Origin of the sequence: Aeromonas sp. A04, assembly GCF_047780465.1 — a bacterium.
GTDB classification, from domain to species: domain Bacteria; phylum Pseudomonadota; class Gammaproteobacteria; order Enterobacterales; family Aeromonadaceae; genus Aeromonas; species Aeromonas bestiarum.
The window spans coordinates 691,041-716,168 of record NZ_JBLNHP010000002.1; the positions used below are offsets into that span (position 1 = coordinate 691,041).

Annotated in this window: 25 protein-coding genes; 8 read left to right on the forward strand and 17 right to left on the reverse strand. The window is 58.3% G+C overall.

Translation table 11 applies throughout. The annotated features are described in order from the left end of the window. Positions 1-8: 8 nt before the first annotated feature. From lpxH to ACM3N8_RS10940, 3 genes are read right to left on the reverse strand one after another with little or no spacing between them, the layout of a single operon-like run. Positions 9-746 carry a UDP-2,3-diacylglucosamine diphosphatase gene (gene lpxH, locus ACM3N8_RS10930; RefSeq protein WP_416016096.1) on the reverse strand — a complete coding sequence of 246 codons (738 nt, stop codon included), beginning with the start codon at positions 744-746 and terminating at the stop codon, positions 9-11. Beyond that, positions 743-1,423 (reverse strand): DUF4269 domain-containing protein, encoded by a 681-nt coding sequence (locus tag ACM3N8_RS10935; protein ID WP_416016097.1) that lies wholly within the window; start codon positions 1,421-1,423, stop codon positions 743-745. Before ACM3N8_RS10935 ends, lpxH begins: the two co-directional genes overlap by 4 nt. After that, positions 1,413-1,910, reverse strand: a complete 498-nt coding sequence (locus tag ACM3N8_RS10940) for a peptidylprolyl isomerase (RefSeq protein WP_043140873.1) — start codon at positions 1,908-1,910, stop codon at positions 1,413-1,415. Before ACM3N8_RS10940 ends, ACM3N8_RS10935 begins: the two co-directional genes overlap by 11 nt. 226 nt (positions 1,911-2,136) lie before the next feature. Here ACM3N8_RS10940 and cysS point away from each other — a divergent pair, with 226 nt between their 5' ends. Continuing rightward, positions 2,137-3,513 (forward strand): cysteine--tRNA ligase, encoded by a 1,377-nt coding sequence (gene cysS, locus ACM3N8_RS10945; RefSeq protein ID WP_416016098.1) that lies wholly within the window; start codon positions 2,137-2,139, stop codon positions 3,511-3,513. Between the two features lie 742 nt (positions 3,514-4,255). Here the strand turns inward: cysS and ACM3N8_RS10950 are convergent. The 3 genes from ACM3N8_RS10950 to ACM3N8_RS10960 are packed head-to-tail and all read right to left on the reverse strand — an operon-like array spanning position 4,256 to position 7,674. Then, positions 4,256-6,061, reverse strand: coding sequence for a DUF3732 domain-containing protein (locus ACM3N8_RS10950; RefSeq protein WP_416016099.1), 1,806 nt, complete (start codon positions 6,059-6,061; stop codon positions 4,256-4,258). Between the two features lies 1 nt (position 6,062). Beyond that, entirely contained in the window at positions 6,063-6,512 is a 450-nt protein-coding gene (locus ACM3N8_RS10955; RefSeq protein WP_416016100.1) for a three component ABC system middle component, read from the reverse strand. Next, positions 6,502-7,674, reverse strand: a complete 1,173-nt coding sequence (locus ACM3N8_RS10960; protein ID WP_416016101.1) for a dsDNA nuclease domain-containing protein — start codon at positions 7,672-7,674, stop codon at positions 6,502-6,504. Before ACM3N8_RS10960 ends, ACM3N8_RS10955 begins: the two co-directional genes overlap by 11 nt. Before the next feature lie 1,019 nt (positions 7,675-8,693). Here ACM3N8_RS10960 and ACM3N8_RS10965 point away from each other — a divergent pair. Together ACM3N8_RS10965 and ACM3N8_RS10970 are read left to right on the forward strand one after the other, a co-directional pair. Continuing rightward, complete coding sequence (locus ACM3N8_RS10965) at positions 8,694-9,002, forward strand: hypothetical protein (protein ID WP_416016102.1); 309 nt, start codon at positions 8,694-8,696, stop codon at positions 9,000-9,002. Positions 9,003-9,875: 873 nt separating this feature from the next. Further along, positions 9,876-10,886: a GGDEF domain-containing protein gene (locus ACM3N8_RS10970; protein WP_416016103.1), complete on the forward strand. Its 1,011-nt coding sequence runs from the start codon at positions 9,876-9,878 to the stop codon at positions 10,884-10,886. A 58-nt stretch (positions 10,887-10,944) separates the two neighbouring features. Here ACM3N8_RS10970 and ACM3N8_RS10975 read toward each other — a convergent pair whose 3' ends face one another. From ACM3N8_RS10975 to ACM3N8_RS11005, 7 genes are all read right to left on the reverse strand, one after another. Then, positions 10,945-11,691, reverse strand: coding sequence for a substrate-binding periplasmic protein (locus tag ACM3N8_RS10975; protein ID WP_416016104.1), 747 nt, complete (start codon positions 11,689-11,691; stop codon positions 10,945-10,947). Positions 11,692-11,804: 113 nt separating this feature from the next. Continuing rightward, on the reverse strand, positions 11,805-12,551 hold the full coding sequence (locus ACM3N8_RS10980; RefSeq protein WP_416016105.1) for a substrate-binding periplasmic protein: 747 nt from the start codon (positions 12,549-12,551) through the stop codon (positions 11,805-11,807). 72 nt (positions 12,552-12,623) lie between these two features. Continuing rightward, the gene (locus ACM3N8_RS10985) at positions 12,624-13,127 is read right to left on the reverse strand and encodes a GDYXXLXY domain-containing protein (RefSeq protein WP_274453927.1); all 504 of its coding nucleotides are present in this window, start codon (positions 13,125-13,127) and stop codon (positions 12,624-12,626) included. Then, a complete protein-coding gene (locus ACM3N8_RS10990) occupies positions 13,124-14,131 on the reverse strand; it encodes a DUF4401 domain-containing protein (protein ID WP_274453928.1) in 1,008 nt (335 codons plus the stop codon). Before ACM3N8_RS10990 ends, ACM3N8_RS10985 begins: the two co-directional genes overlap by 4 nt. A 36-nt stretch (positions 14,132-14,167) precedes the next feature. Continuing rightward, entirely contained in the window at positions 14,168-15,106 is a 939-nt protein-coding gene (locus tag ACM3N8_RS10995; protein WP_416016106.1) for a DUF2157 domain-containing protein, read from the reverse strand. A 240-nt stretch (positions 15,107-15,346) separates the two neighbouring features. Further along, a complete protein-coding gene (locus tag ACM3N8_RS11000) occupies positions 15,347-15,904 on the reverse strand; it encodes a TMEM165/GDT1 family protein (protein WP_042866068.1) in 558 nt (185 codons plus the stop codon). A 244-nt stretch (positions 15,905-16,148) separates the two neighbouring features. After that, on the reverse strand, positions 16,149-16,478 hold the full coding sequence (locus ACM3N8_RS11005) for a translation initiation factor (RefSeq protein WP_043556561.1): 330 nt from the start codon (positions 16,476-16,478) through the stop codon (positions 16,149-16,151). A 119-nt stretch (positions 16,479-16,597) separates the two neighbouring features. Here ACM3N8_RS11005 and ACM3N8_RS11010 point away from each other — a divergent pair, with 119 nt between their 5' ends. The 3 genes from ACM3N8_RS11010 to ACM3N8_RS11020 are packed head-to-tail and all read left to right on the forward strand — an operon-like array spanning position 16,598 to position 19,331. Next, positions 16,598-16,825, forward strand: a complete 228-nt coding sequence (locus ACM3N8_RS11010; RefSeq protein ID WP_042866070.1) for a FeoA family protein — start codon at positions 16,598-16,600, stop codon at positions 16,823-16,825. Continuing rightward, entirely contained in the window at positions 16,822-19,092 is a 2,271-nt protein-coding gene (feoB, locus tag ACM3N8_RS11015) for a Fe(2+) transporter permease subunit FeoB (RefSeq protein WP_416016107.1), read from the forward strand. Before ACM3N8_RS11010 ends, feoB begins: the two co-directional genes overlap by 4 nt. Next, on the forward strand, positions 19,089-19,331 hold the full coding sequence (locus ACM3N8_RS11020) for a FeoC-like transcriptional regulator (protein ID WP_065401178.1): 243 nt from the start codon (positions 19,089-19,091) through the stop codon (positions 19,329-19,331). Before feoB ends, ACM3N8_RS11020 begins: the two co-directional genes overlap by 4 nt. A 104-nt stretch (positions 19,332-19,435) precedes the next feature. Here the strand turns inward: ACM3N8_RS11020 and ACM3N8_RS11025 are convergent, their stop codons facing one another. The 4 genes from ACM3N8_RS11025 to ACM3N8_RS11040 form a co-directional block, all read right to left on the reverse strand. Beyond that, complete coding sequence (locus tag ACM3N8_RS11025) at positions 19,436-19,915, reverse strand: WbuC family cupin fold metalloprotein (protein ID WP_416016108.1); 480 nt, start codon at positions 19,913-19,915, stop codon at positions 19,436-19,438. 139 nt (positions 19,916-20,054) lie between these two features. Beyond that, positions 20,055-21,326, reverse strand: coding sequence for a glucose-1-phosphate adenylyltransferase (gene glgC, locus ACM3N8_RS11030; RefSeq protein ID WP_043139205.1), 1,272 nt, complete (start codon positions 21,324-21,326; stop codon positions 20,055-20,057). 274 nt (positions 21,327-21,600) lie between these two features. After that, a complete protein-coding gene (tapW, locus tag ACM3N8_RS11035; RefSeq protein ID WP_416016109.1) occupies positions 21,601-22,740 on the reverse strand; it encodes a type IVa pilus ATPase TapW in 1,140 nt (379 codons plus the stop codon). A 59-nt stretch (positions 22,741-22,799) separates the two neighbouring features. After that, the gene (locus ACM3N8_RS11040; protein ID WP_042866201.1) at positions 22,800-23,156 is read right to left on the reverse strand and encodes a DMT family protein; all 357 of its coding nucleotides are present in this window, start codon (positions 23,154-23,156) and stop codon (positions 22,800-22,802) included. Positions 23,157-23,269: 113 nt separating this feature from the next. On the opposite strand from ACM3N8_RS11040, the gene ACM3N8_RS11045 reads away from it, so the two are divergent. Next, entirely contained in the window at positions 23,270-24,001 is a 732-nt protein-coding gene (locus ACM3N8_RS11045) for a substrate-binding periplasmic protein (RefSeq protein ID WP_416016110.1), read from the forward strand. A 103-nt stretch (positions 24,002-24,104) separates the two neighbouring features. Continuing rightward, positions 24,105-25,112 carry a vitamin B12 ABC transporter permease BtuC gene (gene btuC, locus ACM3N8_RS11050; protein ID WP_098983659.1) on the forward strand — a complete coding sequence of 336 codons (1,008 nt, stop codon included), beginning with the start codon at positions 24,105-24,107 and terminating at the stop codon, positions 25,110-25,112. Positions 25,113-25,128: the final 16 nt, after the last annotated feature.

The following is a 25,128-nucleotide window of genomic DNA, read 5'->3' on the forward strand; positions in this document are numbered from 1 at the left end:
GTGGCCGCTCAGGCACTGGCCCCTGGCAGGGCCCGCACTTCGAGGCGCTGCTCGCCGGGGCGGCACACCAGCACGGATCCCTGCTCGAACCAGTCCCCCAGCACGATGCGCCGCGCCGGTTGACCGTCGAGGCTGAAGTCGTGAATGGCGGGCCTGTGGGTGTGGCCGTGGATCATGGTGTTACAGCCGTGCTGGCGCAGCATCTCGTCCACCGCTGCCGGCGTCACATCCATGATGGTCTGGTTCTTTTGCACGTTCTCCATCTGGCTTTGACCGCGCATCTTGCAGGCGATGGCGAGGCGGCGGGCCAGCGGCAGGCGCAGGAAGAGCCAGCGCAGCCACCTGAGCTGGGTGATGCGGCGAAACTTCTGATAGCCCAGATCCAGGGTGCAGAGCAGATCGCCGTGGCTCAGCAGCACCCGCTCCCCATAGAGCTCGATGACGCAAGGGTCGCCGAGCAGGGTCATGCCGGCCCGTTTGGCAAACTGGCGGCCCAGCATGAAGTCGCGGTTGCCGTGGATGAAATAGATGGGCACTCCCTGCTGGCTCAGGGCCGCAAAGGCCTCGGCGATCTGCTGGTGGAGCGGGTTGGGATCGTCGTCGCCAATCCAGAACTCAAACAGATCTCCCAGCACATAGAGGGCGTCGGCACCGGGGGCGTCGTGTGCCAGAAAGCACACCAGCGCGGCCGTCATGTCGGGCCGGTCGGCACACAGGTGAATGTCACTGATAAAGAGGGTGCTCATGATGGCGTGCGAGGGGCCCCGATTCTGGCTGTATGGGTCATAGGGTGAGGTTGCCAGTCAAGCTGGTCAAGGTTGCGGCCTTCCAGGGTCAACAGCGCCTGATAGGGATCGCCGGACAATTTCAGCAGGCGGCAGATGGCCGCTTCCCCCTTCAGCCCTTGCTGCAGACGCAGGGCGAGCAGGGTACGGTAAAAGTCGTGGCCAAAGTGTTCGATCAGGGCGGCCATCAGGCTGAGGTGGCGCCAGCCGTTGAGGGTCTCGATCCCCGCCGGGGTGACATAGAGCTCGATGGGCCAGCTGCGGCCATCGGCATCGGTCAGGGTCTGCTCCAGCAGCCAGATGTCGCTGCCCAGGGCGCGGCGCTGCCAGCCCAGTTCGGCAAATCGGGCGGCCAGCACCGAAGGTGTTGCATGCTGGCAGAGGATGTCGAGATCGCTGCCGGGCCTGTCCAGCCCTATGGCCAGGGTGCTCACCAGCGCCACGTCCAGACACTGGCTTTGCAACTCACCCCACAGGGGCGTGCCGGTGAGCAGGGCATGGGCCGCGCGCTGGCGCTCGTTGCCATGGGCCAGATAGTCGAGGCGGCGCCAGTTCGGACTCGTGGCAAGTGCAGATGGAAAAACTGCGGCCGGGGCCGCAGTCAGTTCATCTCGCAGAAGGCAGAGATCAGTCAGCAAGGGTCACCTTGGTGATCACCACGTCCTCTACCGGTACATCCTGGTGCATGCGGCCGGCGTTGCCGGTCTTGACGCCCTTGATCTTGTTGACCACGTCCATGCCGGCGGTCACTTCACCGAATACGCAGTAGCCGAAGCCCTGGGTGGTGGCGGATTTGAAATCGAGGAAGTCGTTGTTGTTCACGTTGATGAAGAACTGGGCGCTGGCAGAGTGCGGCTCCATGGTGCGGGCCATGGCGACGGTTCCAATCTTGTTGGACAGACCGTTGGCCGCTTCGTTCTTGATGGAGGCGCGGGTATCTTTCTCTTCGAAGCCAGGGGCATAGCCGCCGCCCTGGATCATGAAGCCGTCGATGACGCGGTGGAAGATGGTGTTGTCGTAGTGACCGTCACGGCAGTATTGCAGGAAGTTGGCCACGGTTTCCGGGGCTTTTTCCGCGTTCAGGGTCAGAGTGATGTCGCCGTGATTGGTGTGCAGAGTAACCATGATATGTCCTTTCATTCTTTGGGCAAAAGTTGCGCGGGCAGATAAGCGGCTCGCAGCTTGTTGCATGGGCTATGGCATAAAGTGGTGGCAATTCTAGCCCATAGTGGTCGTCTGGCATAGGGCTGACATGGCTGTGAGGCCGGATCCGCCCTGTTTTCTGCCTCGTTTTCTCCACCGGATGCGGGTAGAATGGCAGGCCATTTTACTCACAGGCAGTGGTCATAAGATGCTGAAGATATACAACACACTCACTCGTCAAAAAGAAGAATTCAAACCTATCCACCCGGGCAAGGTGGGCATGTATGTGTGTGGCGTCACTATCTACGATCACTGTCATATCGGCCACGGTCGCACCTTCGTCGCTTTCGACGTGGTGGCCCGTTACCTGCGTTACTGCGGTTATCAGCTCAACTACGTGCGCAACGTCACCGACGTGGATGACAAGATCATCAAGCGCGCCGCCGAGACAGGCGTCACCTGTGACGATCTGACCGAGCGCCTGATCGGCGACATGCACCAGGATTTTGATGCCCTCGGCATGGTGCGCCCGGACGTCGAGCCCCGCGCCACCCAGCACATCAGTGAAATCATCGAGCTGGTTGAGAGCCTGATCGCGCAGGATCACGCCTACGTGGCCGACAACGGCGACGTCATGTTCATCGTCGACTCCTACGCCGACTACGGCAAGCTCTCCGGACAGGATCTGGAGCAGCTGCAAGCTGGTGCCCGGGTCGGCGTGGTGGATGCCAAGCGCAACCCGCTCGACTTCGTGCTGTGGAAGATGTCCAAGCCCGGCGAGCCGACCTGGGACAGCCCCTGGGGCCCGGGTCGTCCTGGCTGGCACATAGAGTGCTCCGCCATGAACTCCAAGCACCTTGGCAACCACTTCGACATCCACGGCGGCGGTTCCGATCTGCAGTTCCCGCACCACGAGAACGAGATCGCCCAGTCCTGCTGCGCCCACGGTGGCGACTACGTCAACACCTGGATGCACAGCGGCATGGTGATGGTGGATAAAGAGAAGATGTCCAAATCCCTTGGCAACTTCTTCACCATCCGAGACGTCCTGGCTCACTACGATGCCGAGAGCGTGCGTTACTTCCTGATGTCAGGTCACTACCGCAGCCAGCTCAACTACTCGGAAGACAACCTCAAGCAGGCCCGCGCCGCGCTGGAGCGCATGTACACAGCCCTGCGCGACCTGCCGGTGGCTGCCGCCGCCGGTGGTGACGAGCAGGTGGCTCGCTTCAAGGAGGCCATGGACGATGACTTCAACACCCCGGAAGCCTACTCGGCCCTGTTCGATCTGGTGCGCGAGATCAACCGCCAGAAGGCCGAAGACATGAGCGTGGCCGCTGGCCTGGGTGCCCGCCTGCGTGAGCTGGGCGCCGTGCTCGGCATACTGCAACAAGACCCGGACGCCTTCCTCAAGGGCAATGAGGCCGATGACGAAGTGGCCGAGATCGAGCAACTGATCGTCCAGCGCAACCAGGCCCGCGCCGACAAGAACTGGGCCGCCGCCGACGCCGCCCGCAACCGTCTCACCGAGATGGGCATAGTGCTGGAAGACAGCGCCGGCAAAACCAGCTGGCGCCGTGCCTAAGGCCGGTGGCGCTGTTGGTGCCAACAGCTTGACCCAATAAAAAACCGCAGCCTAGGGCTGCGGTTTTTGTTTGTGCCTTTTCCCTTTATGCCTCGGTTGCCTCCGCTCTGATCCCCTCTCCCCTTGTGGGAGAGGGCCAGGGTGAGGGGCCGCTAACCTCTTTGGCTCGCCAGTCTGGCTGATGTGGCTCAGCGTCAAAGAGACGAGGGCCTTGCCCTCGAAGGGGTTTCGCCCGCCCTTCGGGCTGGGGCGAGTGACTTTGGAAAGACCCGCTCTTTATTGGCAAATAACACCAAAAGTCTTTTCCCCCGGCAAACCGCCCGCTTCGCGGGTTCCCTCGTCTCGTCCAACGGGCCGGACGGAGCGCCGCAGACGGCACTTTGACCTACGCCATCCATGGCTTCGGCCAAAGCCCACTTCGAACCTCCCTGTTCTCGCGCCAAATCGGGGTCGAGCTGTGCTCGCCCTGATCCGATTTGGCCCATATGCCGGCAGCGGCTGCGCCATCATCCATGATGGCGCTCCTGACCCGTTGAACTCGACTCGGCGGTTTGCAGGGGGAACCAATACCGTGCCCGCCCGTGGCTTTATCTTTCTGGTCGACTGTTTATTACGCCGTAGGAGGAGAGCTGTGCAAGGGGTTGGCTAAATAGTGCTTTATTTGGGGTAGAAGCATGTTTGGGGAATATAAATGAAAACCGCAGTCCCAGGCTGCGATTTTTATTTAAATCAGGTCGTTGACTCAGATTATTAATCCATGGTCTCCCCTAAACTCTTTATCTACCAAAGTAAAGTTTTCAAGCTGTAAAGATTTCCAATCCTCTTCTTTAATGTGTTCAAGAAGGATGATTTGAAAACCGCCTAAATGATTCATTTCGCTTACGAAGTCATTAAGTTCTTGTAATGCTGCATTTAAACTAATTGTATCAACAGCATGTTTGTCATTACTCGAAAGGTATGGTGAACTAGGTTGATCTATGATAAGAAAAGATGGTAGCCATTTTGTATTGTTCAGTCTTGCAACATGATGGAATGCCATGAAAAACGCAAGATGAATATACATGTAGTTTGACGCGCTCCCTATATCAGGCATAAATTCAAACTTGTTTTCTAGTTCGTTAAATAAATTGATAACTCGTTCTTTTTCATTATAGAATGCTGTAAATCCTTCATACCCCTTTAGTTTCATTCTTGATAAGTGTTGATTTATTAACTCGTTTAGTTTCTTCTCTGAAACCTGATACTTAACATCTGTCTTTATCGAAGATTGGACATCTTTTATCTTCTTTTTAATCGCTTTCAGTTGGCTTTCGAAATCATTGTGTTCTTGTTTTCCTAGGCGTTTCAACCGTTCTTCTAAGCGACCCATAAAGAGATAGAAGTCTTTTGCATTTTTAATTTTTATGGGGGAAATAGCTAATATTTTATCTTCAACTTCCTCTATGAGTTTGTTGTTTTGTTCTATTTCAGATTGAAGTTCAATGATAAAGGGGGCAACATTATTTTTATCAATTTCATTTCTTATTTTTAAAAGCTGTGAGTGTAATTCCTCAACCACAGCTGTAGCAATATCTGAGTCAAAGATATTATGCTTAATGATGTTGGCTGTTGGAAGTAATGCATCCTCGATTTTCGCTCTATTATTTAGGTTCGTTTTTCCTAAAAATGAAATGTATTTCTTTTGCTTTGATTTTAAACGATATAGCTGAGACTTTAAATCGATAAAGGAGGTTTCATCATTACCATTTAGATCTGCTTTTTCGGTTATTTCTGATAGTTCACGAAAGAGGGATGGGACGTCTTTATCCTGTGTGCTTAGTAATCCTAGGTGCTCAGCCTCATAAGCAAGGGCTTTTATTTCATCAGAGAATATAAATTGATTTTTCTCATAAGATGCCTTTTTTTGTTCTATTTCATTTTCTTTTTTTATCAGCTGAGCTAAAGTGCTTTTGGCCACAGATGTTTTTGCATCTTCAACACCCAACCCCATTCGATAAACTCTTTGAATGGTTTCTTGAAAACGCTCATCTTCTGGCTTTATGAATAAATAGCTAGGCGATGTGACTGTATTTTGATCCTGATAACAGAATGATAAAAAATTTCTAAATGAGACTCTTTGGCCTGCCTTGATATTTCTCCCTCCATATGGAATTATTAGATTTGGATCAATGCCAAATAACCGATTGAGTAGCCCCTTTAGGTTGGCCATTGTTATATTCTCAATCGGTTGTGACGGGATTTCACCATGAGCATTGTAATATATACTGTTTTCACCAGAGGTTCCAATGGCCCCTCTGGCAATAGTTACTGTAGTGCCAAGGATATTTATCCGAATGCCATACCAATATACATTGGAGTCAATATTTGTTTTGGATATTCCTTTTGAAGAGGATGACAGTAAACAATAGTCAACAATAAAAAGAATTGATGACTTCCCTTTTCCAGGATCACCTGTTATGACGTTTACTTTATTCTTCTTAAATTCTAAGTTTCGTATTGAACCGTCACGTTGCCAGAGAATTATATTTTCGAGTTGAATGCTGCTCATATTAAATAACACCTAAAAGTTGATATAACTCACTTTCATCTTGATCAATAAATTGAGAAATGTTAACCGCACTGGTCATATACTCTTTAAATAGATGACCATTGTTTGTTTTTTTAATCTTTAAAGATTTATCTAGATAGATATAACCAGATTTAATGTTAATGCATTCTAATTCATGAGACATGATAATTGTATTAACTGCTCTTGTTATTTCATCTCTGTATATAAGTGTGAAATCATAAAAGATGGTCGGATTAGAAAGAATGAAGTCTTGTAGGCTTTTTATTTTTCTCTTTCTTTTTAGTGACGCTCTCGTTTTATTATTATAGGTGAGTACAAGTGATAGAGTCGCTTTTGATATGGATAGTTTTTTGTTTTCCGTAGCTTTAAGAAGCTCAGTTAAAAAAAGGCTTCCAAGCAATTCATTTTTAAGGATGTTATCAATGGCCATATTTTGACTCCCAGTTCTCCTGCCACCCTATTTCTGGTTTATCAGATAATTCAATTAGTTTTCCATTCGATATATCGGAGGGTAAGATTGTTGACCTTATATTTGAATCTATATCCATGGACTCGAATAAAATACAGCGTGAGCGTTCTAATTCAGATAGATTGTTGTATTGATTTTTCCTAAAAATTTTTCTCCATTTTGCTTTCAATTCGCTATCTAAGTTATTGTTTTCAAACTCTAGCATTTCACCATTATCTATCAGTTCTCTAAGAAAGCAGTAAGAGCGGATGTATGACATTCCGTAATTGTTAATATCTTCTTCAGTGATATCGATATCTTTTAATTGCGATACATAAATCCCTTTAACAAATGAAATATTCTCTGGTACTTCATAGCTATAAAATCTTTTTATATTAATATCTGGAGTTCTTATTTCTTGAAGAAGAAGATTAAAGTTGATATACCCTTTTCGAAACTCTTCGTAGCTTATTTCTACTTTTTGTCCTGACAGAATTTTTTCAAATTTGTATGTTTTTATTGAGCCAAGAAGATGGTCACGTATAAAGTTTAATTTTTGTTTGGGGACCGCATAATAAGATAGTGAAATATCAATGTCATTTAAAATAGTGTCATTATCTTCTTCAATATAAAGTCGGCCTATGATGAATCGTAAATTTTCTTGAGATAATGAGAATAATGGCTTTGTATATTTATAAATCGGGTTTGGGCTTTGTTTAGAGTCTTTTTTTTGTTCGGATAGTTCAACTTCATGACATATTCTATTTATTCCCTTAAGAATAAGCTCTATATCCTTAGTTTCTTTTTTCAGTTCTAGCATTAATGGTTGATTACTTATGCCTTTACTTGTAAAGATAATGAATTTTATATTTTTATCTTTATACTGATGGTTGTTACGAATTAATTCATCCCAGTTATACAGTGTTTTCCAGAGATCAATGTCTTTTTCAGAAAGATTTTTGCTATTAATTGAGTGTTTGACTTGAATTAAGTCGAGTGTGTTTGATACTGAATCAATGTGTATATCATCAATTACTTCAAGACCAACTTTCTCAGATGGTTTCATATTTAGTAAGTAATTAAGAAAAACAAGGTCTTGGTATTCAAAGCCAAGTTCGGTTTTGTCAGCCAATGTGTTGTTCATTGGTCCATCCTATGTCAATAATTTCAATATTCATTATGGATTTAGGTCCGATTGGTGAAGCGTAATCGGACGTTCGAGAAATAAGGTAGTTATCACTATGAAGAATTCACTATCGGGCCTTTAATATAAGGTCGTTCCTCGATTGGAAGGTGTACCGCTTGCTGCTGTGCTCATATTAATTTTTGCCATGTCGATTGTGCTTGTTGCATAGGTGCGACAATTTGGCCTTGCCATGGGATGGGCGAGGGGCTGGATCAGAGATAACAACCCTCCCGATCATTGTCCCGAATACATTGGGTTCGGTTAACTGGCCTCGGAGTTGAGGATTCGGGTTTTTGCCCCCTGTTGTTCGCCGAGGTGCGGGCACAAGGTCAGGAGCGCCGTCATGGACGACGGCGCAGACGCAGGCGGTACAGGGATGTACCGTCTGCGTCGTTCCGCCAGACCTTTTGCCTGAACCGAGGGCACCCGACGCAGGAGGGCGAACAAGTGGGGGAGAAGACTTTTGGTGACTTTGGGTCTTTCCAAAGTCACTCGCCCAGCCGCGTAGCGGCGGCGAAACCCCGTCGAGGACAGCGTCCTCGCGTCCTGCATGGCGAAGCCATGCCAATCAGGCGAGTGACCCCTCACCCTAGCCCTCTCCCGCAAGGGGCGAGGGGATCATTTACCCCGGTGCAATGCGCTTCGCTTATTGGCACCCTACCTTGCTCCCGCAAGGGGAGAGGGGATCGTTCCCCGGTGCAATGCGCTTCGCTTATTGGCACCCTACCTGTCTCCCACAAGGGGAGAGGGGATCGTTCCCCGGTGCAATGCGCTTCGCTTATTGGCACCCTACCTTTCTCCCGCAAGGGGAGAGGGGATTTTACCGTGGTGCAATGCGCTCCGCTTATTGCACCCTACGTGCATATTGCTTCCAACGTCTTGCCCGAAGGGGGAGGGGCAACCCCTCCCGTTGCTTGGTGCCCATCCCCCTGGATGCTAGGATGCCGAACCGTCCTCTTATCCAACCCTTATCAGTTATGGCAAACCGGCTCGTCGACAGTAAAAACAGGATCACTCGGGCAGGGCGCTGGCTCGCGACCCGCGGGGCCGCGCTCTTTGCCGAACTCTCGGAGTTTCAGCAGCGGATCTGGGTGGTCAGCATAGTGAACGACACCTACACGGATACCTTTATCGTCAATGAAGGCAGCTTCGAGGAGCCCATGCAGTGGATGCGGCGCAAGCAGTACGACACCGACATGCTGCAGCGGGTCGATGCCATGCAGCGTTCTCAGGTGATCCAGTTCGAGCTGGGTGATATCCGCCATCGCCTGATGCGGGTCAAATAACTCCGAGCGTGCCAGTGGCGACGGGTGTTGAGTCAAACGGCATAGGGTAAGCCAGTGACCGGGTGGTTGTTTGCGGCCCGCGGTGGGGCGCAATGCCGGTCGTCATCACCCTTCTGTTGCGCTGAGGCGGGGCTATGCCGCCGGTGCAATGCCGTTTGCTTGCAGGGCCCTGTGTTTACTGCGACAGGCGGGGTTATTCCCCCGGCGCAATGGACTGCGCTATCACCCGGCGGGCTTGTGCCGCCGTTGCCCCCTTCTGCCAGAGGTCTCACCTCGCAGGCACATACTCCCTCTCTATCCGCGACAGTTGCTACCGCCCCTGGCTGTCGCTACCACAATGCGCTGTTGACCATCAGAGGCAACCAGGGGGCCAACAGGCACCTTGGTTATCTTACGGAGCCATCTCGGCCCGATCCATGGAATTCCATTGAATTAGTGATGCAAGTGTCAGAATTGAATAGTTTTTTTGAGCCGGCTCAAGGTTGCGGTGCAGCCTTGACCCCAGGGCGGCGAGTGACGTGAGTGTTGGCGCGTCGCCAAGCTGTGGTGTTTGGCCGGTGGTCGTGCGCTGCCGGGGTGCGCGAGATCTGCACCACCATCCGTGCTAAGCCAAGCCAAGCCAAGCCAAGCAGCGGGCTGGGCAAGGGAGCAGGAGAGGGCATCTGGTGCATTGGCCCCTCGGCGGTCTGTTGCTCACCCCATGGCAAGGCAGAGGGCTCTTATGCGGCCGGTCTGGCTGCCCGCTGGCGCCGTCTGGCGACGACTGCGAGCAGGGTGGCACATTTAGTCGGCATCAGGCCCCGGCCTTGCTTGTGAAGGGGCCCAGGGGTTGGCTATCGTTTCAGTAATCGACATGCAAGCAGGGAGGTGTGCATGGACAGAATATTGCAGACGTTGTCGCTGCAGGTGACCGAGGCGCGGGATCTGGAGAGTCTGACCCGCCCGCTGCTGGAGATGCTAGAGACGGTCACCGGGCTCGAGTCCACCTATCTGACCGAGATAGACCTGGGTCACGACATCCAACATATCCGCTATGCCCACAACACGTCCGAGCTGCAGATCCCCGAGGGGGGCTCGGTGGCCTGGGGGGATGCCCTCTGCCGCCGGGCCCTCGATGAGGGGCGCTTTTATACCGACGATGTGGCGAGCTGCTGGGGGGATTCCCAGGCGGCGCGGGCGCTCGGCATTCGTACCTATCTGAGCTGTCCCGTGCTGACCCCCTCCGGCTCCCTCTATGGCACCCTGTGCGCCGCCAGCGCCGAGCACAAGCCGCTGGTCGCAGGCTCGGATCATCTGCTTGCCTTCTTTGCCCGGCTGATCGCCGAGCTGGTGGAGCGGGAGCAACTGCTCTTGCAGTTGCAACGGGCCAACAAGGAGCTGTCGAGCCAGGCGCTGAGCGATCCCCTGACCGGTCTGCCCAACCGGCGGGCACTGATGCACGAGCTCAACCGCCTGTTTTCCGTCGCGGAGCGGGTCGAACATCCGCTGCTGCTCGCCTTTATCGATCTCGACGGCTTCAAGGCCATCAACGACACCCACGGCCATGCTGCCGGTGATCTGCTGTTGCAGACAGTGGCGAGGGCGCTCTCGAGCGTGCTGCGCGACGGTGATCTGCTGGCGCGGGTGGGGGGCGACGAATTTGTTGCCGTGGGCGTGGGGCCGCTGTGCGGTGAAGAGACGCAGGCGGCGGTGCAGGGTTTTCAGCGCCGCTTGTGCGAGTGCAGCCAGGTGCAGCTGCCATTGCCTTCCCGCGTGCTGCACTATCCCGGTGCCAGCGTGGGAGTCGTGGCCATAGAGCCGGCCAATACCTCGATCGACGAGGCCCTGCGGCTGGCCGATGCCAGCATGTATGCGGTCAAGCGTCTGCGCCGCACACAGATCTGACGGCGCCAACCGGCAAAAACAAGGGGCCCCGCTGGGCCCCTTGTCTTGCTCAACCCGGTTAGCGGGCGGGGAAGTACTTGCCCTGGATCTGCTGAAATTCGCTGCTGGCCAGCACCTGGGTCAGACCGTTCTGGAACTCCTTGACCAGCTCGTCGCTGACCGGGTGGCTGAAGGCGAAGCAGAATTGCTCCGAGCTCAGCATCCAGGCCACCTTGAACTGGGCGGGATCCAGCTGCTGGGTGGCGATGAGATCCATCATGGTGGTCTTGTTGGTGGAGATGAGGTCGACCCGGCCGGAGGTGAGCATCTTGAGCGCCTGGGGCAGGCGGTTGGCGGTCATGATCTTCTGCTCGTCAAAGCCGTTGTTGAGCAGCAACTGCTCCCCCACGTCGGCCCGCACCGCCCCTATGTTGTACTGCTGGGCATCTTCCAGCTTGCTGAGGGTGAGCGGGCTCTTGGCCAGCCCCATCAGCACTATCTCGGCATAGCCGATGGGGCAGGCCCACTTGAACAGCGGATCCCGCGCTTCGGTGCGAGCGGTGGAGAAGAGCACCACATTGGGTTTCTGGGTCAGCAGGTAGTAGCCCCGCGCCCAGGGCATGATGGTGATGGTCTGGGCCGGGGTGTTGGTCTTCTGCCACACCTGATGCAGCAGCTCGACGGCGAGGCCGGTGGGGGCGCCGGCTTCGTTGGAGAAGTTGTAGGGTTTGTACTCTTCGGTGAGGTAGTGCAGCTTGCCAAGTTCAGGGCTGGCCTGGGTGATGGCGGTAAACATGAGCGCGGCTATTCCAATCCATTTTTTCATCTTGGCCATCCTGATGGGGTGTTGCTTCATCCTCAAGTGTTACCAAATCGTGATAATTCGCCAATCAGATCAGGGTTTAAATCAAGGAGATGCGAACCCAGGCCGCGTTGAGGTCAGGGGGCGGGCAGGTATTGGAGCCGCAGGCGCTGAAACTCCGGCGAGGCCAGCGCCTGGGTCAGGGCGTGCTGAAACTGCTTGATCACGCCGTCGTCCACCTGACGGCTGAAGGCGTAGCAGAGCTCCTCGGCATCCAGCACCAGGGCCACATTGAAGTCGCCGGCCTTGAGCTGCAGCGCCTTGATGGCGTCATAGCCCGCCAGCTTGCTGGTAGCCAGCAGATCGGCGCGGCCCGACACCAGCATGCGCAGGGCCTGGCTCAGCCGGTTGGCCGGTATGATGCGGGTTTCATCCATGCCCCGGTTGAGCAGCAACTGCTCGGAGGCATCGGCCCGCACCGCGCTGATCCGGTAGGCGTTCATCTGCTCGGCAGAGCTCAGGCTGATGTGGCGCTGCTTGTGGGCCAGCAATATGTATTCGGAGTAGCCGATGGGGCAGGCCCATTTGAACAGGGGGTCGCGGGTGTCGGTACGGGCGGTGGAGAAGAGCACCACATTGGGTTTCTGGGTCAGCAGGTAGTAGCCTCGCGCCCAGGGCAGGATGCGGATGGGCTGGGCAGGCGTGCCGCTGCGTTGCCAGACCATCTGCAGCAACTCGACCGCCAGCCCGCTGGGCTGGCCGGCCTCATCGCTGAAGTTGTAGGGGGGGTACTCCTCGGTCAGGTACTCCAGCCTGGCGAGATCTGCCTGCGCCGAACCCAGGCACGACATCAGCAGCAGATAACAGCACAACCTTATCCTCATGAGCCCATCCTTGGCGTGAAACCGGCGATCCTCTGCGCAAGTGTGGGTAAAAAAGCCTGAGATTGCCAGTACTTACCAACGATCCCTGCTGGTTCCCATCAGCTTGAACTCTTCATCACGCAGCCCGACCAGCAGCGCCTTTCCATCCGCTTGCAGCCGAAACTCGCCGTAGCGCGCCGTCTCGTACTGCTCGCCGGTGCCCTCTTCGAAGAAGAAGGCATCGGGCCCGATCAGCCACTGGTTGTCGCTTAGGCGCACCTGCAACAGCCGCTCATTCGGTGCCAGTTGCGCCGGCTTGCCGCCTTCGACCCAGCTGGCCACCTGCTGCCCGTCGAGGCGGATCACCAGGGTATCGCCGCCATTGGCGCGCTCGCTGTCGCGACGGGCACCGAGCTGGCGGGCAATGTCGTAGTTCAGCCGCATGTAATCCCCCTGCATCAGGGAGCGGGGGTCGACCGGCGCCAGCCTGAGCAGCACCACCTCGCCGCTGCTGATGGCGTGCTCGTAGCGCCAGACGCTGAAGTTGATGCCCGCCAGTATGGCGAGGCCGGTCAGCAGGAGTCCAAGCCGTCTCATGATGGCGTCCTCCCATTGAGGCGCTTCAGTAGCTGGCGGGTGCCGAGCAGCAGGGCGCCCGAGCCCAGCAGCAGCCAGGATTTGGTCATCAGGGTCAGCCCCAGATCGTAGTAATAGAGGGAGCCAAAGCCGAGCAGCAGCAGGCCTGCCAGCGTCATCAGCCCCAGGCTACCGGCATAAAAGCCGAGCACCAGCACCAGGGCGCCAGCCCCCATGCCGGGGATGAGGGCGCTGATCAGCACCAGCGGCAACCCATACAGCAGCGGCAGCTTGAGCCGGACCATGACCCCGAGCAGCAGGGCGGCGCAGAGCAGGGGATTGAGCCAGAGCGGCAGGCGGGAGTGGCCCAGCTCGTCGAGCATGCTGGCGCCCCCGTCCCACAGCGGGTGGTGCAGGCGCCCCAGCACCAGCAGGGAGAGCGCCAGCCCCAGGGTGAGAGATTCGTAGAGTTGATGGTGGACGGGCTGACGCTCCGCCTGCAGCCAGCAAAGGATGACGGCCGCCATCACCAGCGGCAGGGCCAGCAGTTGCAGGCCGAGACAAGCCAGCCCAAGGGTGAGCAGTATGGCGGCGGCGAAGCTGTGAAACAGTCGGATCAGCCAGTGTTCGAACAGGGCGGCGATGGCGAGCGACAGCAGGGCCAGCCCCAGCCAGAGCGGCGCCGAGTGCGGGTCAATCTGATCGATGAGGCCATAGAGCAGCCAGGCATCGGCGGCCAGCGCCAGCGCCAGCACGAACTGGTCCCACAGATCGCTGCGCTGGGCGAAGCGGTTGAGGCCATAGGCGATGGCCATCAACACGCTGCCCATCACCAGGGCGCTGTTGGCATCCCGGGTGAGCTGCGAGAACGACATGAACAGGAAGAACAGCAGGAAGAGGGCGGCGATCCAGCCCACCATGCCGAGCAGGAAGCGGCTCGACCAGTGGGGCTGGGTATCATTGGGGACGTCCCCTTCCACCAGTTCGGCCTGTTGCAGCCGCTGCCAGGGGGTCAGATCAGCCATGTTGCCTCCTCCTGGCGGGCTTGCCAGATGCCTTGTTTATGCATGGGACCTCCGTTGCTGTTGCAGCCAGCGACTGGCCGCGACCGAGAGGCCGATGGCAATCAGGCTCAGCAGCAGGAAGCCGTCCACGTCGGGCTCCATCCACTTGCCAAGGGCCGCCAGGATCACGGCGATCAGGCTCAGGCAGCCCATGGCGAGCCCGGCGACAAATCTGTGGTGCCAGCGCAGATAGGCGGCGCCAAGCCATGCGATCCAGGCGGGCCAGACCCAGGGGGAGGCGGCATCAAACAGCGCCAGCAACGCCAGCAGGGTGACGCCGAGGCCGGCGGCCAGACCCGGCAGCCAGCTTGGCATCAAGCGCCAGCGGGCCGGTGCCAGCAACAGCAGGCCCCAGAGGGCGGCGTTGAGCAGGGTCAGACACCAGCCCAGCCCCTCTTCATCGAAGGCAAAGAAGAAGTTGAACAGCCCGAGTCGCCAGTAGAGCAGCAGCGCCAGCTGGCCGAGCAGCCAGCTCAGGGTCCACAGCAAGGGGCTCATGCCGAGCGCCGCCAGCGGCAGCAGCATCAGGGCCCAGGTGGCGAACAGCTGCCAGGGATCGGCGCCGGTCTGGTAGGTCTGGCCCACCAGGGCCAGCAGGGCGCCTATGTTGAGGGCCACCGCCAGCAGCAGCGCCTGGCGGGGCGTGTCGGCCAGGGGCTTGCGCCACAGCAGCACCAGCATGGCGAGCAGGGGCAGCTCCAGCAGGGCGAGGCGTTCGATCCGACCCAGCTCCTGCCAGTTGAAGGCGACGAAGAACACCAGACCGGCGCCCAGGCACAGGCTGCCGAGCCAGAGCAGCAGGCGATCGAACAACCATTGCCAGCGGGCGGGGCCGGGTGGCAGCTCGCACAGGGCGAGGGCTGCGGGCAGTTGCGCCTGGGCGAGGCGTCCGCGTCTGACCCAGTCGAGCAGCGTCTGTCTTGAGGTGAAGTGCATGGGATGCTCCATGAGGTTTGCCGCATTATGCCACCGTCATGGCACTGCGGGACACTCCCCGTGTGCGGGCGTGCGACAGCCGGCAGGGGGCCGCAGGCATCGGCCGCTGGCGGGCAACAAAAAGCCCCGCCTGTTTGAATAGAGGCGGGGCTGGCTTGGGATGACACTACACGGATACCGGCACTGGGCGGGGTAGGCAAGTGCTCACGCTTGCCTCGCCGCCTTCCGGGCCGGCCTGTGTCAGGCGAAGATCAGGGTGCTGACCCCGAGGCCCACAAACAGGATGGCGCAGGCGATGCGGATCCCCTTGAGCGGCAACTTGTCGGCGCCCAGCTTGCCGAGCAGCACCACGGGCACGTTGGCCAGCATCATGCCGAGGGTGGTGCCTGTGATGACTTGCACCAGCGAGTCATATTTGGCCGCCAGCAAGACGGTGGCGATCTGGGTCTTGTCGCCTATCTCGGCGATGAAGAAGAGCACGAAGGTGGCCATGAAGGGGCCGTACTTGTCGAGCGGGCTCTCCTCGTCGTCCATCTTGTCCGGCACCAGGATCCAGGCCGCCATGGCAATGAAGGAGCCGGCGACCAGATAGGTCATCACCTTGGGATCCAGCCAGCGGCTGATGAACTCGCCAAGCCAGGCGGCGCCGGCGTGGTTGAGCAGGGTCGCCGCCAGCATGCCGGCTATGATGGGCCAGGGCTTGCGAAAACGACAGATGAGCAGCAACGCCAGCAGCTGGGTCTTGTCGCCGATCTCGGCGATAGCCACGCTCAGGGTTGAGGTTAACAGGGCTTCCATAAAAATGACCGGGGGACGGAATTGTTATACCTGAGACAAGCCTGCGCCATCCGTCCCCGGTATTGGCACTGGCCCGTCAAAGGTCTTGTCAAATCCACGGATTAGATGGATCACCCTGACCATGGTGAGTTGGCACCAAGCATGTTGATCAGGGTCGCAAACCGGTTTGGGATCGGGCTGCGAGACTACTCCCCCTCGATGGGAGCGGGCATTCTAGGGAAAAATCATCCGCCAGACAAGTGGGTCAGCCGCCCACCAGCTTGACGCTGAAACCGGCCTTCTCCAGCTCGGCTTTGATCAGGTCCCGTTTATCCCCCTGGATCTCGATGATCCCCTCTTTCAGGCCGCCGCCGGTACCGCACTTCTTCTTGAGCAGGGTGGCGATGGCCTTCTGCTGTTCGGCCGGTACGCCGTGGATGCTGATGACGCCGGCGCCCTTGCGCCCCTTGGTCTCGCGCCGGATGCGCACCACGCCGTCGGCGGGGAAGGGGGAGGCGGATGGCGACTGGGTCTGTTCCTTGATGATGCCGCCGTCCGTGCTGTAGACCAGGCGGCTGTTGTTGTCGTGACTCATGGCAGTTATTTGTGAGTTAGCTAAGCGGAGTTTGATTTTACTCAAATTAGCGTGGGAAACACGGATTATAATGCCCCGAGTGAAAGCGAATTATTATTGTTTAACTTCAGGAGTCAGTCATGGTACTCGCGCAGTTGTCACCGGGACAGAGTGCTCGCATCAAGAACATGAATCAGTTGACCCGTCCCCTGCGGCGCAAGCTGATGGTGATGGGCTTGCTGCCTCAGACCGAAGTCATCTTCCTGCGCGCGGCACCGCTGGGTGATCCGCTCCAGATCCAGTGTCAGGGGATCTGTCTCTCCATGCAAAAAAGCCTTGCCCTGCAAATCGAGGTCGAACCGGTATGAATTATTCCCTGGTAACCGTCGGCAACCCCAATAGCGGCAAGACTTCCCTGTTCAACGCCCTGACCGGGGCCCGCCAGCAGGTGGGCAACTGGAGCGGCGTCACGGTCGACAAGAAGATGGGCGAGTTCTCCGTCCAGGGGCACGACTACAAGCTGATGGATCTGCCCGGCATCTATAGCCTGGCCAATCAGGAAGGGAGCCTGGACGAGCAGATCGCCAGCCGCTTCGTTCAGGGCCAGCAGCCGGATCTGCTGCTCAACGTCATCGACGCCGCCAACCTGGAACGCTCCCTCTATCTCACGCTGCAACTGCGCGAACTGGGGCTGCCCATGGTGGTGGTGCTCAACAAGATGGACATATTGCAAAAGCGGCGGCTGATCATAGATGAAGCCCTGCTGGCCAAGGCGCTCGGCTGCCCGGTAGTGGCCCTCTCGGCCCACAACCGTCAGCAGGTCGCCGCCTTCAAGCTCCAGATCCAGCAGTTCATCGGCCAGCCCCAGCCCGCGCTGCTGCTCGATTACGGCACAGATCTTGAAAAAGATCTGGCGGAGCTGGAGACTCTGCTCGCCCCGCACCACCTCACCGCCCGTGGCCGCGCCCTGCGCCTGCTGGAAGAGGATGCCGTGATGCAGGAGACCCTGCTGCCCGGCCAGCAGGCCGCCGCCGCCAACGTGGTGGCCCGCGCCCATCATGCCCAGGACATAGATCTGCAACTGGCGGATATCCGCTATGGCCACATTCACCAGTGGGCCAGCCAGGCGTGTCAGCAGAAGGGCAAGCTCACCATAGCCCAGAGCGAATGGCTGGATCGGGTGCTGCTCAACCGCTGGGTCGGCATCCCCTTCTTCCTGCTGGTGATGTACCTGATGTTCATGTTCGCCATCAAGGTGGGCAGCGCCTTCATCGACTTCTTCGACATCATGGGCGGCGCCCTGTTCGTGGATGGCGTGCACCACCTGCTGGGGCTGATCAATGCCCCGGACTGGCTGGGGGCCATACTGGCGGACGGCTTCGGGGTCGGCTTGCAGACGGTGGCCACCTTTATCCCGGTGATCGGCTGTCTCTACCTGTTCCTGGCGGTGCTGGAGAGCTCAGGCTACCTGGCCCGCGCCGCCTTCGTGGTGGATGCCCTGATGCGTCGCCTCGGGCTGCCGGGCAAGGCATTCGTGCCCATGCTGATGGGCTTTGGCTGTACAGTGCCGTCTGTGATGGCGACCCGCACCCTCAACTCGGAGCGGGAGCGGCTGATGACCTCCGCCATGGCTCCCTTCATGTCGTGCGGTGCCCGCCTGCCGGTCTACGCCCTGTTTGCGGTGGCCTTCTTCCCCGAATCGGGTCAGAACCTGGTGTTCGGTCTCTACCTCATCGGCATTCTGGTGGCCGTGCTCACCGGCCTGCTGCTGCGCAGCACCCTGCTGCCGGGCAAGAGCGACTCCATGCTGATGGAGATGCCGGATTACGAGTGGCCGCGTCCCATCAACGTGGGGATCAAGACCTGGCAGAAGCTCAAATCCTTCGTGTTCGGCGCCGGTAAAACCATAGTGCTGGTGGTCGCCGTGCTGAGCGTGCTCAACTCCCTCGGCACCGATGGCAGCTTCGGCCATCAGGATCAGGAGAGCTCGGTGCTGAGCAAGGTCAGCCAAATGGTCACCCCTGTGTTGCACCCCATAGGTGTGCGCGATGACAACTGGCAGGCCACGGTCGGCATCGTCACCGGCATCTTCGCCAAAGAGGCGGTAGTGGGTACCCTTAACAGCCTCTACGCGGGCAAGAGCGGCGACGAGGAGGCGAGCGAGTTTTCACTGATTGCCAGCTTCCACGAGGCCATCGAGGCAGTTGCTACCAATCTGGCGGAGATCAACCCGAGCGATCCCATGGGGCTGGCTGTCGGTGAGCTGGATGACCAGCAGGCCGCCGCCGAGGCGCAGGAGGTCGATGTCTCCACTTACGGCAACATGCAGACCCACTTTGACGGTGCCGCCGGTGCCTTTGCCTACCTGCTGTTCGTGCTGCTCTACATGCCGTGCGCCGCCGCCATGGGTGCCCTGGTGCGGGAAACCGGTCGCCAGTGGGCGCTGCTGACCGCCGCCTGGTGCAACTACACGGCCTTCCTGTGTGCCACCGTCTTCTATCAGGTAGCCACCTTTGCCGCCCACCCCGAGCAGAGCCTGCTCTGGATCGGCAGCTATGGCCTCTCCCTGCTGCTGCTCTGGTGGCTGGGCCGTCGTCACGGCGACATAGTCGCCCGCAAGGTGGTGGCCCTGTGATCCTGCGGGAGCTCGGCGCCTATCTCGCCGCACAGCAGAAGGTGAGCCGGCGGGATCTGGCGCGCCACTTCCACACCTCGGAAGATGCGGTGGAGGCCATGCTCGGCGTCTGGATGCGCAAGGGCCGGGTCGCCAAGCGGGAGACTCAGGTGTGCGGCGGCAGCTGCTGCGGCAAGAGCCAGGAGGTGATGTTCGAGTGGTGCGAGCCGGGCCAGATAGGTCTGGTGCAAAAGGGCTGAACCTGCGCGCTCGTCCGCTTCATTATTCGTCGATAAAAAAGACCCGTCACTGGCGGGTCTTTTTTATGGCTGGCAGCGATGGGGCTGCCTGGCGGAGGAGGGGCTCAGCGCCCCGGCCAGCGCTGGCCCACCTCGGCGTGGCGATACCAAGCCATCAGGGCCTGCTGGCCCTCGATGTCATCCACGGCCGGTGACCAGGGGGCGAAGTCCTCTTCCCGAAAGGGGGCATAGGGGCCGTGTTTCACCTCGAAGATGACGGCGCCGGGATCCAGAGATAGCACTGCATGCCAGGTGGCGACCGGGGTCTCCAGCACTGAGGTCTTTTCCCCCAGCAGGGCGCGGGCAATGACGGAGCCCTCGTCATCGAAGTTGAGCACCACGAAGCGGCCTTGCAGCGCGGTGAGCAGCTCCCAGGTCTGCAGGTGGCGATGGGGGCGGATATAGGTGCCCGGCTCCATGGCGATGGCGAGGCGCTGGATGGGGTCGGCCAGCTCGTCGTGCAGATTGTGGTTCATGCGCTGGCGCGGGGAGTGGGCGGCCTCGTCGGCGAGGCTGGCAAGGCGGGCAACATCCAGTTTTTTCATATGCAGTTCCATGATGAGACGAAGGCAGGCTTGGGTCGGCAGAGTAGCATGCTCGTGTGCCTGCCAGGCAAGGGGGGAGCGGTAAGCAAATGTAAAAAGGGAGCCGCGCGGGCTCCCTGTTGGCATCAGAGGCTGGCACTCACAGCTTGGCCAGCATCTCCTTGGTGACCAGCACTATGCCCTGCTCGGAGCGGTGGAAGCGGCGGGCGTCTTCGCAGGCGTTTTCCCCCACCACCAGGCCTTCCGGCAGTTTGCAGCCCTTGTCGACCACGACCCGGCGCAACCGGCAGCCGGCCCCTATCTCGACCCCGGGGAAGATCACCGCCTGATCCAGGGTACAGAAGGAGTCGACCCGCACATTGGTAAACAACACAGAGCTCACTATGAAGGAGCCGCTGACTATGGTGCCGCCGGCGAACATGGAGTTGATGGTCATGCCGTGCTGGCCGTTTCTGTCCTGCACGAACTTGGCGGGGGGCGTCATGTTCTGGCTGGTCCAGATGGGCCACTCCTGATCATAGATGTCGAGCTCTGGTGTCACAGAGGCGAGATCCATGTTGGCTTCCCAGAACGAATCCACGGTCCCCACATCGCGCCAGTAGGGGCGCTTTTGCGGGCAGCAGCCGACACAGGATAGGCTGAACGGATGGGCGTAGGCTGTGCCCTCCTTGACCACTCGCGGGATCACGTCCATGCCGAAATCGTGGTGGGAATCCTGGTTGGCCAGATCCTCTTCCAGCAACTGGTAGAGATACTCGGCCTCGAAGATGTAGACCCCCATGGAGGCCAGCGCCGTATCGGCCTTGCCCGGCATGGCCGGCGGATTGGCGGGCTTCTCGACGAAGGCGTTGATCTTGCGATCCTCATCTACCGCCATCACGCCAAAGGCGCTTGCCTCGGTACGCGGTACCTCGATGCAGGCCACAGTGACTTTGGCGCCCATGTTGACGTGGTCGAGCAGCATGGCGGCGTAATCCATCTTGTAGATGTGATCCCCCGCCAGCACCACCACGTACTTGGGGCCATGATCGCGAATGATGTCCAGATTCTGATAGACGGCATCGGCGGTGCCGCGATACCAGTTGACCTCGTCCACCCGTTGCTGGGCTGGCAGCAAGTCGATGAACTCGTTCATCTGGTAGCGCAGGAATGACCAGCCCGATTGCAGGTGGCGCAGCAGGCTGTGGGACTTGTACTGGGTGACCACGCCGACCCGGCGGATCCCCGAGTTGATGCAATTGGAGAGTACGAAGTCGATGATGCGGAACTTGCCGCCGAAATGTACTGCCGGTTTCGCCCTGTTGTCCGTCAACTGCTTGAGGCGACTGCCCCGCCCTCCTGCGAGAACCAAGGCCATGGTCTCGTTCAGCAACTGTCTGGATTTTGCTGTATTGGCAGGTTGTAACAACATTGAATACCCCTTTATTGATACATCTCCTTGATAGTGCCTCCTTTGAAGCTGGTTTGAAAGTGCTTTCAGTCACACTTCGCACAGGGTTTTTGGGCGAAGTGATGATTTTGTCATTTGTGGTGACAGAAACTGTCGCAGGCAGCGCGATAGTTCACCAGATGTCAGGTTGTCAGCGGGCTGAGAGGGCGAAGATGATATTGAATAAACAGCACTTTTTTTAAACAGACACCCGCCGAAGCGGGTGTCTGTTTAACGGGGGAGGGGGTGACCCGCACTAGAAGAGTTCGTCTTTCTCATCCTTGGTGGGCTCCAGACTCCAACCCGTGGCATCGCTGCTGCTTGCTATCTGGCCCTTCTCCTTCCACAGCTTGATCTTGAGGCGCAGGTTGTTGGCCGAGTCGGCGTTTTTCACCGCCTCTTCCTCCTCTATCACCCCTTCCACCACCAGATCGAACAGGGCGCTGTCGAAGGTGACCATGCCGAGGGCCTTGGATTTCTCCATCACCTCCTTGAGGCTGCCAAATTCGCCGCGCTTGATCATGTCGCGGATGGTGTGGGTGCCCAGCATGATCTCCACCGCCGCCCGGCGGCCGCCGTCCGTGGTTTTGACCAGCCGCTGGGAGACAAAGGCCTTGAGGTTGTTGCCCAGATCGTTGAGCAGTTGCGGGCGGCGCTCCTCCGGGAAGAAGTTGATGATGCGATCCAGCGCCTGGTTGGCGTTGTTGGCGTGCAGGGTGGAGATGGCGAGGTGGCCGGTTTCGGAGAAGGCCAGCGCATGCTCCATGGTTTCGCGATCGCGAATTTCGCCGATGAGGATCACGTCCGGCGCCTGGCGCAGGGTATTTTTGAGCGCGGCGTGGAAGCTGCGGGTATCCACCCCCACCTCCCGCTGGTTGATGATGCTCTTGCGGTGGCGGTGAACGAACTCCACCGGATCCTCTATGGTGATGATGTGGCCGCCGCTGTTGCGGTTGCGATGGTCGATGAGAGCCGCCAGCGAGGTGGACTTGCCCGAGCCTGTACCCCCGACGAACAGCACCAGGCCGCGTTTCTCCATGATGGTGTCGAGCAGCACGGGGGGCAGTTTCAGATCCTCGAAGCGGGGGATCTCGGTCTTGATGTTGCGGGCCACCAGGGAGACTTCGTTGCGCTGCTTGAAGATGTTGATCCGAAAGCGCCCTATCTGGGGCAAGGAGATGGCGAGGTTCATCTCCAGCTCCCGTTCGAACTGCAGCTTCTGCTCGCCGTCCATGATGTCGGCGGCAATCTTCGCCACCTCGCCCGGCTCGAGCGGCGTCTCCAGCAGGGGGCGCAATCCGCCATTGAACTTGGCGCAAGGGGGGGCGCCGGTCGACAGATAGAGGTCGGAGCCGTCCTGCTGGGCCAGGATCTGTAGCATGTCTCGCAATTCCATGGTTTTGCCTCGTCTATCAAGCAGATGCCATTACATTGAATGTCATAGAGTGTACAGCCTCAGGCGCCTGTGAGTTTCTCGCGAAACACAAAAAACACAGCGCCCATGATGCACAGGCCAGCCCAGAGGTAATCCCACTTCAGATCCTCTTTCAGATAGAAGACCGAGAAGGGGACGAACACCGTCAGGGTGATCACCTCCTGCAATATCTTGAGCTGGCCCACGCTCAGCACGGTATGGCCGATGCGGTTGGCGGGCACCTGCAACAGGTATTCGAACAGGGCTATGCCCCAGCTCACCAGGGCGGCGATGATCCAGGGTTTGTGGTTCATGCTCTTGAGATGGGCATACCAGGCGAAGGTCATGAAGACGTTGCTGCACACCAACAGACCGATACTGGCAATGATAGGGTTCATTAGGTTCTCCTTTAAAATCAATCGCATTTTATCTCTGAACCACGGGTTTCCATAAGTGGGGCAGCAGGGTATTTTTAACCCATCAAGGATGGGGTAACACGAGGTTCAACGGGATGGGCAAGACAAGCTGGGGTGTGCTTGGTCTGCTGTTTGCCTGCCTGGCGCACGGGGCGCCGACCCTGACGGTGGCCACCGATGTCTGGCCACCCTTTCGGATCTCGCAACCGGACGGTCAGTTCCGGGGGCTGGACATGGACATTCTGCAACGGCTGCAACGCCGCAGCGGCATACCGTTCGAGGTGAAACGCGTGCCCTGGGGACGGGCGCTCAAGCAGATGCAGACCGGCCAGGTCGACCTCATGATAGGCCTGGCCATGACGCCGGAGCGGGCACAGTTCATCGATTATCTGCAACCGGCCTATTACCAGTGCCGGCCTGCGTTTTATGGCAAGGCCGCGGCGGTGTCGACCCTGCGCACCTACGCCGATCTGCGGGGGCAGAAGGTGGGTTATGTGCTCAATTCCGTCTATTTTGAACCGTTTGATACCGACAACCGGCTCGACAAGCACGGCGTGCCCACCGAGGATCAGCTGCTGCGCATGGTGCAGCGGGGCCACCTGCCGCTGATGATAGGCACAGACTGCCAGGTGGATTATGCCCTGAGCCTGCACAACGAGGCCGACCTCATCAAGGCGGCCTATCAGCCGCCCCAGCCAGTGGTGCTCTATCTGGGCATGAGCAAGTACTCACCCCATCAGCCGCTCAGACAGCCGTTGGCGCTGGCGTTGCAGGAGCTGGTGGCCAGCGGCGAAATCCAGGCCCTGGCCAAGCCTTACCAGCCTTGACCTCGGGTGGTAACACGCTGTTATCATGCGTTTTTCATCCTTGTGCGCCGGGCTGGTCAATCCCGCATCGGCGCCGGGCCTTGTTCACGTTCGGGGATCCTCTGTGTATCTCTCTCTGCTCGCCCGCCAGCGCCGCTGGCAGCGGGGCTGGTTGCTCGGCCTGGCGCTGCTGACCCTCACGCTGTTTCTCTTCTCCCTCGCCTGGGGCGAATTCGTGCTGCTGCCCTGGCAACCCATGGGGGAGCTAGAGCAGCGCATCCTGCTGGAGCTGCGACTGCCGCGCGCCCTGCTGGCCCTGTTGGCGGGGGCCGCGCTTGCCTGTGGCGGCGCCGTGCTGCAGGTAATGTTGCACAATCCGGTGGCCGAACCCGGCCTGCTCGGCGTCTCGAGCGGGGCGGGATTGGCTGCCATGGTGGCGATGGCGGTGGCCAAATCCCTCGGTGTCTATCTGCCGGGCTGGGGACTGTCGCTGGCGGCCTTCGGTGGCGCCCTGCTGGTGACCATGCTGCTCATACGGCTGGCACGCCGGGCCCGGCTCGGCCATGCCCGCCTGCTGCTGTTCGGGGTGGCCATCGGCATCCTCACCAACGCCGCCATGACCTGGCTGATGTACTTTGCCGACGACGGCTCCCTGCGCGAATACATGTTCTGGATGATGGGCAGCCTCGCTTACGGCAGTCAGCAGCTCGGCTGGTGGTGGCTGGCGCTGCCGCTCACCCTGGGCTGGCTCTGCTGGCAGGGCAAGGCCTTGCAGCAACTGCTGCTGGGGGAGACCCAGGCCCGCCTGATGGGACTGGACGTGGACAGGATGCGGGTGCGGCTGGTGCTGGCGGTCTGTCTGCTCACCGGCCTGGCGGTATCCCTGTGCGGTGTCATCGGCTTCGTCGGGCTGGTGGTGCCCCATCTGCTGCGCCTGTGCGGCGGCAGCGACCAGCGCTTCCTGTTGCCCGCCTCGGCGCTGGGAGGAGGCGCCCTGCTGCTCGGTGCCGATCTGGTGGCGCGCTCGGCCTTGAGCGCAGGCGAGCTGCCCATCGGTGTCATCACCGCCTCCGTGGGGGCGCCGCTCTTCATTTACCTGCTGCTGAGACAAGATGCCCATGCTACCGCATAAATACCGGCCCGAATGC